Here is a 13,140-nt window from a genome sequence, read left to right on the forward strand (position 1 = left end):
TCAGTCAGGACGCAGAGAGCGCAGCCAGGAGTGGGAGGCCGGCTCTGCCGGGCGACTTGGCAGTGCCTTGCTGGTCGCGCAGCAAGCTGCCCTCCCACGGATGGAAAAGTCGCCTGAGAACCCCGAGGGGCTACTGCCCCATTTTTCTCTGCGTTCTTTGCGCTTCTCGACTCTGGCATCCTGCTTCGTTCTACCTCCTGCATCGGGCCTACAGGGAGGTAGGTCATGCCAAACCGATGACTGGATCATCGGTGGCCATGCAGTCGTTTACAACCTCTGCATCGCATGGGTTAGTGTGAAACAACATTGGGGTTCACCCCTCGTCCTGGGAGCTCCGAGCGCTGGCTCGGAGGTGTAACGGGATAGGGGTCGCCATGCCTAGGGGCAACCCCGGATTCCGCTGCACAAGGATGTGCGAGTGTCCCGTGAGGCAGGATGCCGATAGGGACCGCTTCACTCCATCCGGGCTACGGGGCTGTCCCATTTTTCTCTGCGCCCAGCTCAACCTCCTCAGGCGGCACTTCCTCGGGCTGGTGCAACATGCGGTAGATGCCCTGGCAGCCATCGCAGCAGAAGTGCAGACGGGTCTGGCGAGTATGGATGATGTAGCGATCTTTCTCCACCACCAGGCCGCACAGATCGCAGGCCAGCTGGCCGTCGGCATCCTGGGTCACAGCAGGGGTGCCAGAACCTGGCGGAACATGGCCGCATCCGACTCACCGAGGATCTTGGACTGTACCCGGCCCTGGCGATCGACAAAAAAGGTGGTGGGCAGACCGATGGTGCCATAGGCACGGGCGGTGGCCGAGTCCGGGTCGAGTAGGGTCGGGTAGCTGATACCCAGCCGCTCGACAAAACGCCGTGCCGTCTCCCGGTCCTGGCCCACGTTTACCGCCAATACCTCTAGCCCCTTGGGCTTGAGTTCCTGATAGACCTTCTCGATGTCCTGCATCTCGGTCTCGCAAAAGGCGCACCAGTCGGCCCAGAAGCGAATCGCCAGCACCTGACCGGCCAGATTCTGAGGCACCTGCAGCTGGCGGCCATCCAGCACCTCGGCGCTGAAGGCCGGGGCGGGCTGGCCGGGCTCCAGCTTGGGCCGGTCGCTGTCGCAGCCGCTCAGGCCGAGGGCAAAACCAAGTAGGAGCGGCAAAGCTAAGTGAGAAATATGTCGTATCAACGCATCACCTGATCGGGTTCGGCGCGGGCGGCGCGCCAGATGGGGCCAATGCCGGCCAGGGTATAGGGCAGCAGGGTGGCGAGTGATAAGAGCAGCAGCTGGCCAGCATCGATAAAGGGTACCAGGCGGTAATCGGCATGCAAGACCGACCAGCCCTTGAGCACCGGCTGCAACAGCGCGGCGCCGGTGCCGAACACATGCCAATAGGCCAGCACATAGCCGATAAGAAAGGCGGCCAGGGATATCAGCAGCCCCTCCCAGCACTTGAGCAGCAGCACATCCTGGGTGCGCCAGCCCAGGGCACGCAGTATGCCCACCTCGTTGCGCTCCTGGGCCGACAGGCCGGAGGCCTTCTGTACCACGAAGATCAGCAGGGCCAGCCCGGCCCCGACCCAGAGCACCAGCACCAAACCGCCACGCCAATCGAACAGGGCAGAGTATGTCTTGAGCATCTGCTGCTGATCAATAAGGCGCAGATCCGGCAGGGCCTGGCGGATGGCCGACTCGACCTGGGGCCGCTGCTCCGCCCTCAATCCGCTGAGCTGCACATCGGTAAACCAGCCCTCGCTGATGCCGAAGAAGTGGCGAAAATCCGCCTCGTTGAGCAGTATCAGATCGGCGCTGAGGATGGCGCTATCCGCCGGTAGTATCTCCACCACCTTGAGGGGAAACAGCTGGCCGTCGTGGGTGCGGAAGGACAGCAGATCGCCCACCGAGGCACCCCGCGCCTGCGCCACACCGGGGCCGATGCGGGTCTCGCCGGGGGTCAGCTCGGCCTGACCGCTGGCGGCATTAGGCGCCAACAGGCTGTAGTTGGACGAGGTCAGAGGGTCATAGTGGTAGCCCCACAGCCGGGGCACAAGCCGCACGTCATCGCCCAACAGGCCCCGCAGGGTGGCGACATGGGCTGCGGGTATCAGCTCGTGACGGCCCAGCAGCTGCCGCTGTAGCACCAGCTCCGGCGCCTTGCTGAGCAGGGTATGGGCCTCCACCCGCAGGGCGTGGCCGAACAGCATCACCGAGGCCAGGCTGAACACCAGCAGGCTAAGCACCAGCAACAGGCCTAGATGCAAGGCCTTGCGCCGCGCCAGGCTGGCCAGGGCGTGATCCAACAGGAAATGCTGCTGCCGCAGCCAGCTATTCATGGCCCGCCGCCTGCAAGGAATGGGGGGCTGGCATGAGGGAGCCGGAGGGGAAATGCTCCAGCGCCAGGGGGTGATCCTGCAATGGGCTGTGCAGGTCGGCCTGGGAGGGGTGGCGGGTATAGCGCGCCTCGGTAAACAGGCACAGATCGGTCAGGCCAAGCTGCACCACCAGTCGCTGGCGCTCAGTAATGGCCGCACCCGCCTGCCCGCGCCCCAGCCAGGCATGGGCCTGACTGAGCGCAAACAGCAGCGCCAGCAGGCCCAGCAGGCCCAGCAGGCGCCGACTGCGGCGGCGGGAATCATGGTGGTTGGTCAGGGACATGGGTCGGGATATAGCCAAGCGAAGACGAAACAAAAAAGGACGCAGAGAACGCCAAGAAGCGCAGAGCACGCAGAGGAGTGAATGCTGACTTCTTGCACAAACTAACTAGCGATCATGGGGCAAGACGGCCACACCAGAAGATAAAACCAATCCCGATTAGCCACAAATCCCAGCCAGTCGAATAGGGCGGCCCCTGGCCGCCGCGCAACCACTAGGGCAGGCTTCATTACTGTGGCTTGGCGGCGGGCGCGGCCCGCCCTATGCCGCACGGCATAGTCGGCCTCCCAAAACATCAAAACATGAAACCTATTCATTCTTCTCTGCGTCCTTTGCGCTTCTCGACTCTGGCATCCTGCTTCGTTCTACCTCCTGCATCGGGCCTACAGGGAGGTAGGTCATGCCAAACCGATGACTGGATCATCGGTGGCCATGCAGTCGTTTGCGTCCTCTGCGTCCTGATTTGAGGCTCAAACCTTATGCGAGGCCTTCATCAGCGCAGCGCGCAGGGCGCCGGTGAGGGCCGGACCCATGCCCACGCGCTGGGCCAGGGCGGGTAGCAAAATCAGAGAGGCCAGGGTCAGGCCCGCGCCGGCCAGCAGGGAGGGCAGCGGCTTGGCAGGGGCTTGCTCTAGGGTCTGGCTCATGGGGACTTGGTTCACGGTCATCTCTCCTCTGTTACTGTCTAGGGAACGATCTGGTGACTTAGGCTACAACAAGCCAGAAACAAGGCCAGCCCGGCCTTGCACGCAGCCCCCAGCCCCACAGCCGCTCCCGTTATGCGCTACTGCCCAAGCAAATAATTGATTTTTCGCAAAATGAGCGCCGGTCTGGCCGACAGAGACAAGCCTGGAGCCCGAGAGCAGCCCACAACCCCGTCCGCAATAAGTGAAATATTGGGTCATTTGCCACAGTCTTCTAACTGAATTCGCGCAAATCCCCCGCCCGGAGTGCGCAGATTGGTGGTCTGTCCCTGGTACAGCCGGGCCACCCTGAGCAGGGTGCGCCCGGCATAGACGAAATAGCGCAGATCCAGCTTCAGCTCGCCCTCGGGGCCGGGCACCCGGCTGGGCGCCACCCAATCCTGCGCCACATAGCCGCCCTGGCAGATGGTCTGCCAGACCCTCAGGGTCAGTTTGTCGCCCCGGTAGGCCCCCTTGCTGCCATAGCCTTGAGCAGGCTTGAAAAACAGGCCACGGCGCTGACGCCACAGGGCCTCGGCATTGTCCGCTTGCACCTCGCGGGTGCGCGGCACGCCCAGGGCCAGCACCTGTAGCTGTTGCGGCGAAAGCCCCCAGTCGGCCAGGCGCTCAGGTTGCGTCAGCAGGGCCAGGTTGCGCTTGTCGGCATGCAGGGCATGGGCCCAGGGGTGCGGACTGAGCACCACCCAGGCCTGCTCATAGGCCTGGCGCAGGGCCTGATGGGCCGGCTGCTGCAGGGCAAAATCGGTCAGTCGGTTATAGACGAAATCCACCGGCCAATCCCCCAGACACAGGCGCTGATCCTGCAGGTGCAGCTGGCGCGGATCACCGATGCGCGCCTCAATGCCCGCAGCCTGAAACAGGGCCTGATAGGCAAGGAACTCGGGGTAGAGAAACTGCTCGCTGGGGCTCTCGTCCAGGATCAGCAGCCGACGCGGCAGCCCCTCGCCTCCGGCCTGCCGCCATTCCTGCTGAAAGATTTCCAGAATGGCCGACTCCAGGCCATCCTCCGGCCGGGCGCAGAGCAGCAGGCCGCCGGGGTTGGTGTTGATCTCGATCAGCGCCGGGCCCGCAGGACCCAGGTGAAAGTCATAGCCCAGACAGCCGCCCAGCGGCCCCGGCTGTACGGCACCCGGACGGCCCAAGCGCTGCGCCACCGCCTGCCGATAGCCCGGCAGGGCCGCCAGGGCCTCCAGGGCGGCAATGATCGCCTCCATGGCCCCTGCCTGTTCGGCCTGCAGCAACAGCTCCCGCCCGGTCAATCCAGGCAGGCCGGGCCGCCCCGGCCCAGCGGTTGGGCTAACCCCAGGCGGGGCGAGTTGCTCAATGGCCATGACAGCAATCTCCGGGCGCAAAAAAGGCGCACAGGCTACCATGCCTGGGGTGCTTGGGGGGGGTCCGGGTGGTACGCGGCAAGGGCGGGCTGACCAAACAGAGGAGATCAGGGTGAAGCGCAGGAGCTCAAGACGTGAGAAAGAAAGCCGAGTACAACTCGCGCTGCCAGAGTTATTGATCTGAATGGATCAGGCCACTCTCAAGGATGGCACCTGACTGACATCAATTTCACGTTCCACATGCCAGGCATCATAGGCGGCCTGGAGACGAAGCCACAGGACGGGGCCGTTGCCGAACAGCTTGCCCAGTCGTGCGGCCATTTCCGGTGATACGGGCTTGCGTGCGGCCAGTATGGCATGCAATTGCTGGCGTGATATCCCCAGCATCTGAGCAATACGGCTCTTGCTGTAGTCCAAATCCGCCAGCAGGTCTTCAATCACCTCACCGGGATGTGGCGGGCAACGATTGGGGTCTGGCATTGCTGTGGTGATCATGGAGGTTGTTCCTCGCTCAGTGGTATTGCTCGAAATCTACCTCATAGGCATTGCCACCGACAAATTCGAAGGTAATGCACCAAGGGCCGTTTACATGTTACATAAACCCTGGGGTGATAGGCCTGTTCTGTCGGACGGCTAGAACATCGCGAGTCGCGCAGCAAGCTGCCCTCCCACCCGACATTCATGGAGCTGGCAATGACGACCGGGAACATGGAATATCTCCTGGCTGCATCGGGACTCGGGGTTCGGGACTTGGTAATCAGCAGCCCCGTAGCCCGAATGCAGCGAAGCGCTGTCCTGAGCCTGTCGAAGGGCGGTCCCTATCGGCATCCTCGGCTTTGGCATCCTGCGTCGCCCTACCTCCTGCATCCATGCAGTCGCCTCCCGGGGGGAGGGGGAGTAAACGAGCGCTGCGCGAGTTTCACAATAAAGGGGCGAGTGGCCCTAGCGCTCCATTCTTCTCTGCGTCCTTTGCGCTCCTTTGCGTTCTCTGCGTCCAGGAGGATCGGCTGGTAGGCTGACGGCTGACGGCTGGCCGCTGATGGCTGACCGCTGACCACCGCAAAGGCTTGCTTCCCCTGTCCTCGTCGTTAACATAGCCGGGCATTGGCCTTGCCCTGGAACCTTCTCATGCCCGCTGTGCTGCGTCATCAAGCCTATCTGCTGCGCTTCAGCCTGGCCGCCCTGGCGCGGCGCAAGGGGCGTAATCTGGCCCTGCTGCTGGTCTATGTCGGCATTGTCTTTCTGCTCGCCTCGGTGATGTTCAGCGCCCAGTCCCTGCGCAAGGAGGCCGAGCTGCTGCTGGCGGACTCGCCGGAGATCCTGGTGCAGCGCATGCAGGGCGGGCGTCATGCCCTGATCCCGGCGGATTATCTGCACCGCATGGGCCGGCTGCGCGGGGTCAGTCAGCGCCAGGGGCGGCTGTGGAGCTATTTCCAGGATGCCGCCGATGGTCAGACCTACGCCATGCGCGTCGATCCGGCGCTGGACCTGGCGCCGGGCGAGGTGTTGATCGGCGCCGATCTGGCCCTGGCGCGCTCGCTCAGGCCCGGTGATGACATCAACTTTTACCTCAGCCTGGACCAGGCCATGGACCCGGCCCACAGCCTCCAGGTCAAGGCCCTGCTGGATGATCCCTCCGCCCTGACCAGCGCCGCCCAGGTCGTGCTGTCCGAGGCGGATTTTCGCCGCCTGTTCGCCATTCCTGAGGGGCAGTTCACCGACCTGGCGCTCTGGGTGCGCAACCCGCGCGAGGTGCGCAAGATCGCCGAGAAGCTGACCCTGGCCCTGCCCGATAGCCGCCCCCTGCTGCGCGAGGAGATAGAGCGCACCTATGACAGCTTGTTTGCCTGGCGTCAGGGCATGATCTTTCTGCTGCTGGCCGGGGCGCTGATGGCCTTTGCCATCTTTGCCTGGGACAAGGCCGCCGGCCTGAGCCTGGAGGAGCGGCGCGAGATCGGCATCCTCAAGGCGGTGGGCTGGGAGACCGGTGATCTGCTGCGGATGAAGTTCTGGGAGGGGGCCTTTATCTCCCTCAGCGCCTTTATCATCGGCACCCTGGCGGCCTATCTGGCCCTGGGGCTGGGGCTGGGCGCGGTATTCGACTCGGTGCTCAAGGGCTGGGCGGTGCTCTATCCGCCGTTCCGCCAGCACCCCAGCCTGGATGGCCTGGAGCTGGCGACGCTGTTTTTCTTTACCGTGTTTCCCTACAGCGTGGCGACCATCATCCCAGTGTGGCGCTGTGCCATTACCGACCCCGATCAGGAGATGCGCTAATGCAGATCAGGCTCCACGACGTGAAAAAGGCCTTCAATCAGGGCCGCAGCAATGAGTTCTGGGCGGTGCGCGGCGTGTCCCTGGCGATAGACCCTGGCGCCGTGACCTGCCTGAAGGGGGCCAGCGGCTCGGGCAAGACCACCCTGCTGTCCATGATCGGCTGCCTGTCGCGGCCCACCTCGGGGCGCATCACCCTGGGCGATGAGATGCTGTCCGGTCTGCCGGAGCGCTTCATGACCGAGATCCGCCGCCACACCTTCGGCTTTGTATTCCAGCGCTTCAACCTGATCCCCGGCCTGAGCCTGCTGGATAACGTCATGCTGCCGGCCTACCCCCTGGCCCCGCCCCATGCCGAGCTGGTGGCCAGGGCCGAGGCCCTGCTGGAGCGCTTTGGCCTGGCCGGGCGCGGCAACGATCGGGTGGAATGGCTGTCCGGTGGCGAAGCGCAGCGGGTGGCCATCTGCCGCGCCCTGATCAACGAGCCGCGCATCATCATCGCCGACGAGCCCACCGCCAACCTGGATAGCCGCCTGTCGGCGGAGTTCATGGGCCTGGTGGAAGAGCTGCGCCGCGGCGGCAAGACCCTGCTCATCACCAGCCATGACCCCCTGGTGTTTGAGGCCGGCTGCGTCGATCGGGTGGTGGAGCTGCACGATGGCCAGGTGCTGGATCAGGTCTTGAATCAGGTTTTGAACCAGGGAGCGGGCTAGCCATGCTGCTCTCCCCCGCCATCCTCGCCCTGGTGCTGGTGTCGGCCACCGTGAGCCTCATGCTGCTGCTGGCCAGCGGCTTTGCCGCGCAGCTGCTGCGCCATTGGGACCTGGGCAGCGGCAGCGAACGCCAGCTGGTGCTGGAGCGGCGCACCTACCTGATCTCCACCCTGTTGGCCTGGGCCTTTGCCGCGCAGCTGCTCTCCCTGCTGTTGTTTGTGTATAACGCCGAGTCCCTGTCCGGCCAGTTCGTCGGTGCCATGTGCGCCACCGGCGTACTCAACGTCAATGGCTATGGCTGGCCGGCGCTGTATCTGAAGATCGCCCTGTTCTTTGCCGGCGCGGTCTGGCTGGTACTCAATCATCTGGACAACCAGGGCCGTAACTACCCCCTGATCCGCCTCAAATACCGCCTGCTGCTGCTCATCGCCCCCCTGGCCCTGGCGGAGTTCGGCCTGCAGCTGGCGCATTTTCTCGCCATGGACCCGGACGTCATCACCTCCTGCTGCGGCAGCCTGTTCTCCAGCGATGCCGAGGGGGTGGCGGCGGAGCTGGCCGGTCTAAGCCCCGCCAGCGCCCTCTGGTCCTTGCTGGCCAGCGCCGCTGCCCTGTTTGCCGCGGGTATCTACCATGGCCGCAACACCCAAGGCGGCGCCCTGTTTGCCCTGCTCAGCCTGGCCGCCTTTGGCGTCGCCCTGGCCGCCATGGTCTCCTTCATCGCCCTCTATATCTACGAGCACCCGCATCACCACTGCCCCTTCTGCATCCTCAAGCAGGGTCATGACTATGTCGGCTATCTGCTCTATCTGCCGCTGTTTGCCGGCACCGCCCTGGCCCTGGCCGCCAGCCTGGTATCCCCCTGGCACCGCATCCCCAGCCTGAGCCAGGCGGTGGCGCGCATGGCCCCACGCCTGACCTGGGTCGCCCTGGGCCTGTTTCTGTGCTTCTATCTGTTGACGGCCTGGGTGGTGCTGCGCTCGAATCTGAGCATGGGCGGGGTGTGGTGGTAGCGGGGAACGCCAGGCCCGGCTCAGAGGTGTGAGCTGGGAAGAGGCCAGGGTTTTTCGCCCCGTTCCGATAATGGGCGAAGCCCACCGCTTTCAGGTTAGAATGCCCCCTTGCCTGTCCAACACCCAACAGAAGGAGTTCACTGATGAAAAAGGTCGATGCCATCATAAAACCTTTTAAGCTGGACGATGTGCGCGAGGCGCTATCCGCAGTGGGGATCACCGGGATGACCGCCACCGAGGTCAAGGGATTCGGTCGTCAGAAGGGGCATACCGAGCTATACCGGGGTGCCGAATACGTGGTGGACTTCCTGCCCAAGGTGAAGATTGAGGTCGTGATCAACGACGACCAGCTGGAACAATGCCTGGATGCCATCACCGGTGCCGCCCGTACCGGCAAGATCGGTGACGGCAAGATCTTCGTCTATCCGGTGGACAAGGTAATCCGCATCCGTACCGGCGAAGAGGACGAGTTGGCGGTGTGATTCAGAGGACAGGGGACAGAGGACAGAGGTGTTTTGTGCCAGGTTTATTGATCTGTCGCGTAGCGACGCAAAATTCTGTCCTCCGTCCTCCGTCCTCCGTCTTCTGTCTGGCCGGTTGATCATCGCCTCTGATTGCGCCATGCTGAACGCCCCTGAACCAGATCCCAGTCATCTGTCTTCTGTCTTCTGACCCGGAGGTCCCATGTCTCATCCCCTGTTCCGGCCCTATGCGCTCAAATCCCTCGACCTGAAAAACCGCGTGGTGATGGCCCCCATGACCCGCTCCCGGGCCCAGGTGGCCGATGAGCCGACACCCCTGATGGCCCAGTACTACGCCCAGCGTGCCAGTGCCGGGCTGATCATCACCGAGGGCGTTCCCGTATCCAGCCGCGCCCGCGGCTACCTCTGGACCCCAGGCATCTACACCCCGGCCCAGGTGGCGGGCTGGAGGGCGGTGAGCGACGCCGTGCACCAGGCCGATGGGCGCATCTTCGTCCAGATCTGGCACGTTGGCCGCATCTCCCACGACAGCCTGCAACCGCCCGGCGAGCACCCGGAAGGCCCTACCGCCGTGCAACCCGAGGGGGCCGTCTGCTTCGCCCTGGACGCCCAGGGCAACCCGACCGGAGGCCTGGCCACCAGCAAGCCGGTGGCCATGGATGCCGAGGCCATGGACCGGGTCCGCGCCGAATTCGTCAATGCCGCCGAAAATGCCCTCGCCGTCGGCATGGACGGGGTAGAGATCCACGCCGCCAACGGCTACCTGTTCGACCAGTTCCTCAACTCGGTGGTCAACACCCGCGACGACGCCTACGGCGGCAGCCGGGAGAACCGCTGCCGCTTCCTGCTGGAGGTGGTGGATGCGGTCACTGCCGCCATAGGTGCCGAGCGGGTGGGCCTGCGCATCTCCCCCAATGGCCGCTTCAACGCCATGCCCGAGGACCCGGAGATGGAGGCCTGCTTCCTCTACCTGGCCGCTGAACTGAGCCGCCGGGAGATCGCCTACCTGCACATCAACGACCAGGCCACCTTCGGTATGCCGGCCATCCCCGAGGGGCTGATCCCCCTGCTGCGCGCCCAATTCAACGGCTGCCTGATCCTCTGCGGCGGTTACGATGCCGAACGGGCGAAACAGGCCATAGATCAGAACCTGGCCGATCTGGTGGCCTTTGGCGTACCCTTCATCGCCAACCCCGACCTGCCGGCCCGGCTGGAGCACGGCTGGCCGCTGAACAGCCCGGACCCGGACACCTTCTACGGCGGAGATGCCAAGGGCTACACCGACTATCCCAGCCATTCCGCATAGCCCTCTACCAATCAGGCCAGGGACGGCACGCAGGTCCTGCCTTCGTTCCCGTCTATGGGGTTGAATGGATCGCCCGATAAAGCATCTGCGCCCGCTGCCAATCCTCTTCGTCATCTATATCCTGCACCCGAAAACGCGGCAAAATCACCGGCCTGGCTCGATCGCTGAACATACCCCCATCCCCAAGCCAGGCCTGGGTTCGGCCCCAATAGAACTGCCCGGCATCATGGTAGGCCGGTTCCAGGTCCTGGGACCGGCACGGAATGAACTCCGGAAAAAACGGGGCCACGCCACCCTCAGTGGTCAGTTTCAGACCACGCTGAAAGGGATAGGGAAAGCTGGTGACGGAGAAGGCAAAGTCCTTCTCCGGCCGGTCCTGCAAGGCCTGCCAGCCCTGAACCAGGTATTCGCTGGTCAGCAGGGGCGTCGTGGCATAGATACAACAAACCAGCTCCGGGGCCTCGCCCTGCTCCAGCAGCCAGTTGATGGCATGGCGCACCACCGGCGTCGTACCCGCCTGATCATCGGCCAGCTCGGCCGGCCGGGTAAAGGGGGTCTCGGCACCCTGCTGCCGGGCAATGTGGGCAATCTCGGCATCATCGGTGGAGACGATGATGCGCCCAAACAGCCCACTCAAGCGGGCCGCCTCTATCGGGTAGCCGATCATCGGCCGACCCAGAAAATCCTTGATATTCTTGCGTGGGATACGCTTGCTGCCGCCACGGGCAGGGATGATGGCAATGCTGGTCATAAAGGGCTCCTTCGGTCAAGCGTCAGGCCAAACAGCCGGTTGGATTTGGCAGGCTCTCATCAAACGGATAACAGGATGGTTTGCTGCGCTACAGCGCGCCGCCCACCGAGACGGATTCTCCTGGCAACAGATCCTGTTTGTCTAGTAGAAATAACGATTGTCATTAAATAATAACTATCTTAGAGCGGCTAAATGTTGACCATCTGCCCAAAAGGTTTGACTTCCCTGTAAAAAAAGGGGTAGTTTGGCTCCGGCTTGGATTGCGGGTTCATCCAGGTCAGTTCTGAATCAGTTCAATCACCTATGGAGAGCATTTTGATGATCAAGAAACACCAGAGTCTCGTTGTTTTGGTTTTTGTAATGGCTTTGTCGGCGGCATCGGCCGTGCAGGCAAACGAGTGCAAAGGCCTTGAAGAAAAGAAATGCCTTGAGGCCGAGGCCTGCAGCTGGGTAAAGGGGTATAAAACATCCTCCGGAAGCGAGGTTAAAAGCTACTGCCGCAATAAGCCAAGCAAGAAAAAGGAGAAGTCAGAGTAAGCACGGGACTGGGGAGAGCGGGAACAAATTTACACGATTTTGAGGCGCATAGTCGTCCAACACAAAGAAAAATCTGGGAAATTTGGACCGTTCTCCCGCTCGTGCAGTCGGTTTGTCGGGTTAGGCTATCGCTAACCCGACCTACATTTTCTTTGCTGCGTCAGGCGTGGTAGGTGTCGGCAATGCAGGCGATGTCTTCGTAGGTTGGGTTGGCGCAGCCTAACCCAACATTTTCTGCTTGATGTTTTTGATTGGCGGAGAGGGAGGGATTCGAACCCTCGGTACGCGATTAACGTACACACACTTTCCAGGCGTGCTCCTTAAGCCACTCGGACACCTCTCCGGAACCTGGTCGGCCACTGGATTTGCTTGCGGCTGGCCAAGACGGCGCACTTTATCCGAGAAATGCGCGATTGACAACCGTTCCTGACGCAGGCTCCTGACAGACGGGCCCGGTCCAAGGCCCCTGCGCCCTATTTGGCGCTTCGCTCTACACCCTGCCCAGTTGCTGGATGACCGGTGCCGTGTGCGGCCGCACACCACGCCACAGGTAAAAGGATTCCGCCGCCTGTTCCACCAGCATACCTAGCCCGTCCAGCGCCTTGCTGGCCCCGTGCGTCTGGCCCCAGCGTACAAAGGCGGTGGGTTCTGTGGCGTACATCATGTCGTAGGTGACACCGCCGGGTTGCAGGCAGTCCTGTGGGATGTCGGGTACCTGGCCGCCCAGGCCGGCCGCCGTGCCGTTGATGATCAAATCAAACCCCTGCCCCGCCAGCTCATCCAGCCCGCAGCCCTGCACTCTGGGATCGGCCAGCAGGGTTGCCAGGTCGCGTGCCTTGGCTGCGGTGCGATTGGCAATCAGCAGCTGTGCCGGGCCCTGCTCCAGCAAAGGCCGCAGCACCCCGCGCGAGGCCCCTCCGGCACCCAGCAGCAGCAGCTGTTTGGCCTTGATCTCAACACCATGGTTTTGCGTCAGATCGCGCACCAGCCCGGTACCATCGGTGTTCTCTCCGCGCAGTCGGCCACCGGCCTGCGGCATGAGCGTGTTCACCGCCCCGGCCAGTTGCGCCGCCGCGCTGCGCTCATCGGCCAAGGCCCAGGCCTGCTCCTTGAAAGGCAGGGTCACATTCAACCCCTTGCCTCCAGCGGCAAAGAAGGCGCGCACATCCTGCTCGAAGTCCTCGCTAAGGATAGTTCCATAGTCGATGTCTGCACCGGTCTGCACGGCAAAGGCGGCGTGGATCAAGGGTGATTTGGAGTGGGCTATGGGGTTGCCGATAACGGCATAACGATCAGTCATGGGATAAATCCGGAATGCTAAGGACGTAAAAGTGACGCAAAGAAGCTCGATTAGAGCGAAGACCCGAACAAATGTCGAGCTACGGCCTTGTCCA

15 protein-coding genes and 1 tRNA gene are annotated in these 13,140 nt (G+C 63.0%); 6 read left to right on the plus strand and 10 right to left on the minus strand.

What is annotated here, in order from left to right:
• Positions 1–467 precede the first annotated feature (467 nt).
• From D5125_17085 to D5125_11025, 7 genes are all read right to left on the minus strand, one after another.
• Positions 468–674, minus strand: a complete 207-nt coding sequence (locus tag D5125_17085; GenBank protein ID QPB72246.1) for a heavy metal translocating P-type ATPase metal-binding domain-containing protein — start codon at positions 672–674, stop codon at positions 468–470.
• Positions 671–1,150, minus strand: a complete 480-nt coding sequence (locus tag D5125_11005; protein QFY89971.1) for a TlpA family protein disulfide reductase — start codon at positions 1,148–1,150, stop codon at positions 671–673. Before D5125_11005 ends, D5125_17085 begins: the two co-directional genes overlap by 4 nt.
• A gap of 23 nt (positions 1,151–1,173) precedes the next feature.
• A complete protein-coding gene (locus D5125_11010; protein ID QFY89972.1) occupies positions 1,174–2,322 on the minus strand; it encodes an FtsX-like permease family protein in 1,149 nt (382 codons plus the stop codon).
• Positions 2,315–2,644 carry a hypothetical protein gene (locus tag D5125_11015; protein ID QFY89973.1) on the minus strand — a complete coding sequence of 110 codons (330 nt, stop codon included), beginning with the start codon at positions 2,642–2,644 and terminating at the stop codon, positions 2,315–2,317. Before D5125_11015 ends, D5125_11010 begins: the two co-directional genes overlap by 8 nt.
• A 467-nt stretch (positions 2,645–3,111) precedes the next feature.
• A complete protein-coding gene (locus D5125_17090) occupies positions 3,112–3,303 on the minus strand; it encodes a hypothetical protein (protein QPB72265.1) in 192 nt (63 codons plus the stop codon).
• Positions 3,304–3,542: 239 nt separating this feature from the next.
• Complete coding sequence (locus tag D5125_11020; GenBank protein ID QFY91133.1) at positions 3,543–4,559, minus strand: hypothetical protein; 1,017 nt, start codon at positions 4,557–4,559, stop codon at positions 3,543–3,545.
• 306 nt (positions 4,560–4,865) lie between these two features.
• Positions 4,866–5,171: a HigA family addiction module antidote protein gene (locus tag D5125_11025; GenBank protein QFY89974.1), complete on the minus strand. Its 306-nt coding sequence runs from the start codon at positions 5,169–5,171 to the stop codon at positions 4,866–4,868.
• A 633-nt stretch (positions 5,172–5,804) separates the two neighbouring features.
• Here D5125_11025 and D5125_11035 point away from each other — a divergent pair.
• From D5125_11035 to D5125_11055, 5 genes are all read left to right on the plus strand, one after another.
• Entirely contained in the window at positions 5,805–6,950 is a 1,146-nt protein-coding gene (locus D5125_11035; GenBank protein ID QFY89975.1) for an FtsX-like permease family protein, read from the plus strand.
• Entirely contained in the window at positions 6,950–7,660 is a 711-nt protein-coding gene (locus tag D5125_11040) for an ABC transporter ATP-binding protein (protein QFY89976.1), read from the plus strand. Before D5125_11035 ends, D5125_11040 begins: the two co-directional genes overlap by 1 nt.
• A 2-nt stretch (positions 7,661–7,662) precedes the next feature.
• Positions 7,663–8,670 (plus strand): hypothetical protein, encoded by a 1,008-nt coding sequence (locus D5125_11045; protein QFY89977.1) that lies wholly within the window; start codon positions 7,663–7,665, stop codon positions 8,668–8,670.
• Positions 8,671–8,813: 143 nt separating this feature from the next.
• On the plus strand, positions 8,814–9,152 hold the full coding sequence (locus D5125_11050) for a P-II family nitrogen regulator (protein ID QFY89978.1): 339 nt from the start codon (positions 8,814–8,816) through the stop codon (positions 9,150–9,152).
• A gap of 202 nt (positions 9,153–9,354) precedes the next feature.
• Entirely contained in the window at positions 9,355–10,458 is a 1,104-nt protein-coding gene (locus D5125_11055) for an alkene reductase (protein ID QFY89979.1), read from the plus strand.
• Between the two features lie 52 nt (positions 10,459–10,510).
• Here D5125_11055 and pseF read toward each other — a convergent pair whose 3' ends face one another.
• Positions 10,511–11,209, minus strand: coding sequence for a pseudaminic acid cytidylyltransferase (gene pseF / locus D5125_11060; protein QFY89980.1), 699 nt, complete (start codon positions 11,207–11,209; stop codon positions 10,511–10,513).
• A gap of 318 nt (positions 11,210–11,527) precedes the next feature.
• On the opposite strand from pseF, the gene D5125_11065 reads away from it, so the two are divergent.
• The gene (locus D5125_11065) at positions 11,528–11,746 is read left to right on the plus strand and encodes a hypothetical protein (protein QFY89981.2); all 219 of its coding nucleotides are present in this window, start codon (positions 11,528–11,530) and stop codon (positions 11,744–11,746) included.
• A gap of 252 nt (positions 11,747–11,998) precedes the next feature.
• Here D5125_11065 and D5125_11070 read toward each other — a convergent pair.
• Together D5125_11070 and aroE are read right to left on the minus strand one after the other, a co-directional pair.
• A tRNA-Ser gene (locus D5125_11070) sits at positions 11,999–12,089 on the minus strand.
• Between the two features lie 147 nt (positions 12,090–12,236).
• Positions 12,237–13,046 carry a shikimate dehydrogenase gene (aroE, locus tag D5125_11075; protein QFY89982.1) on the minus strand — a complete coding sequence of 270 codons (810 nt, stop codon included), beginning with the start codon at positions 13,044–13,046 and terminating at the stop codon, positions 12,237–12,239.
• Positions 13,047–13,140 lie beyond the last annotated feature (94 nt).

The organism is gamma proteobacterium SS-5 (assembly GCA_009497875.2).
Lineage (GTDB): Bacteria > Pseudomonadota > Gammaproteobacteria > Chromatiales > Chromatiaceae > Magnetovirga > Magnetovirga frankeli.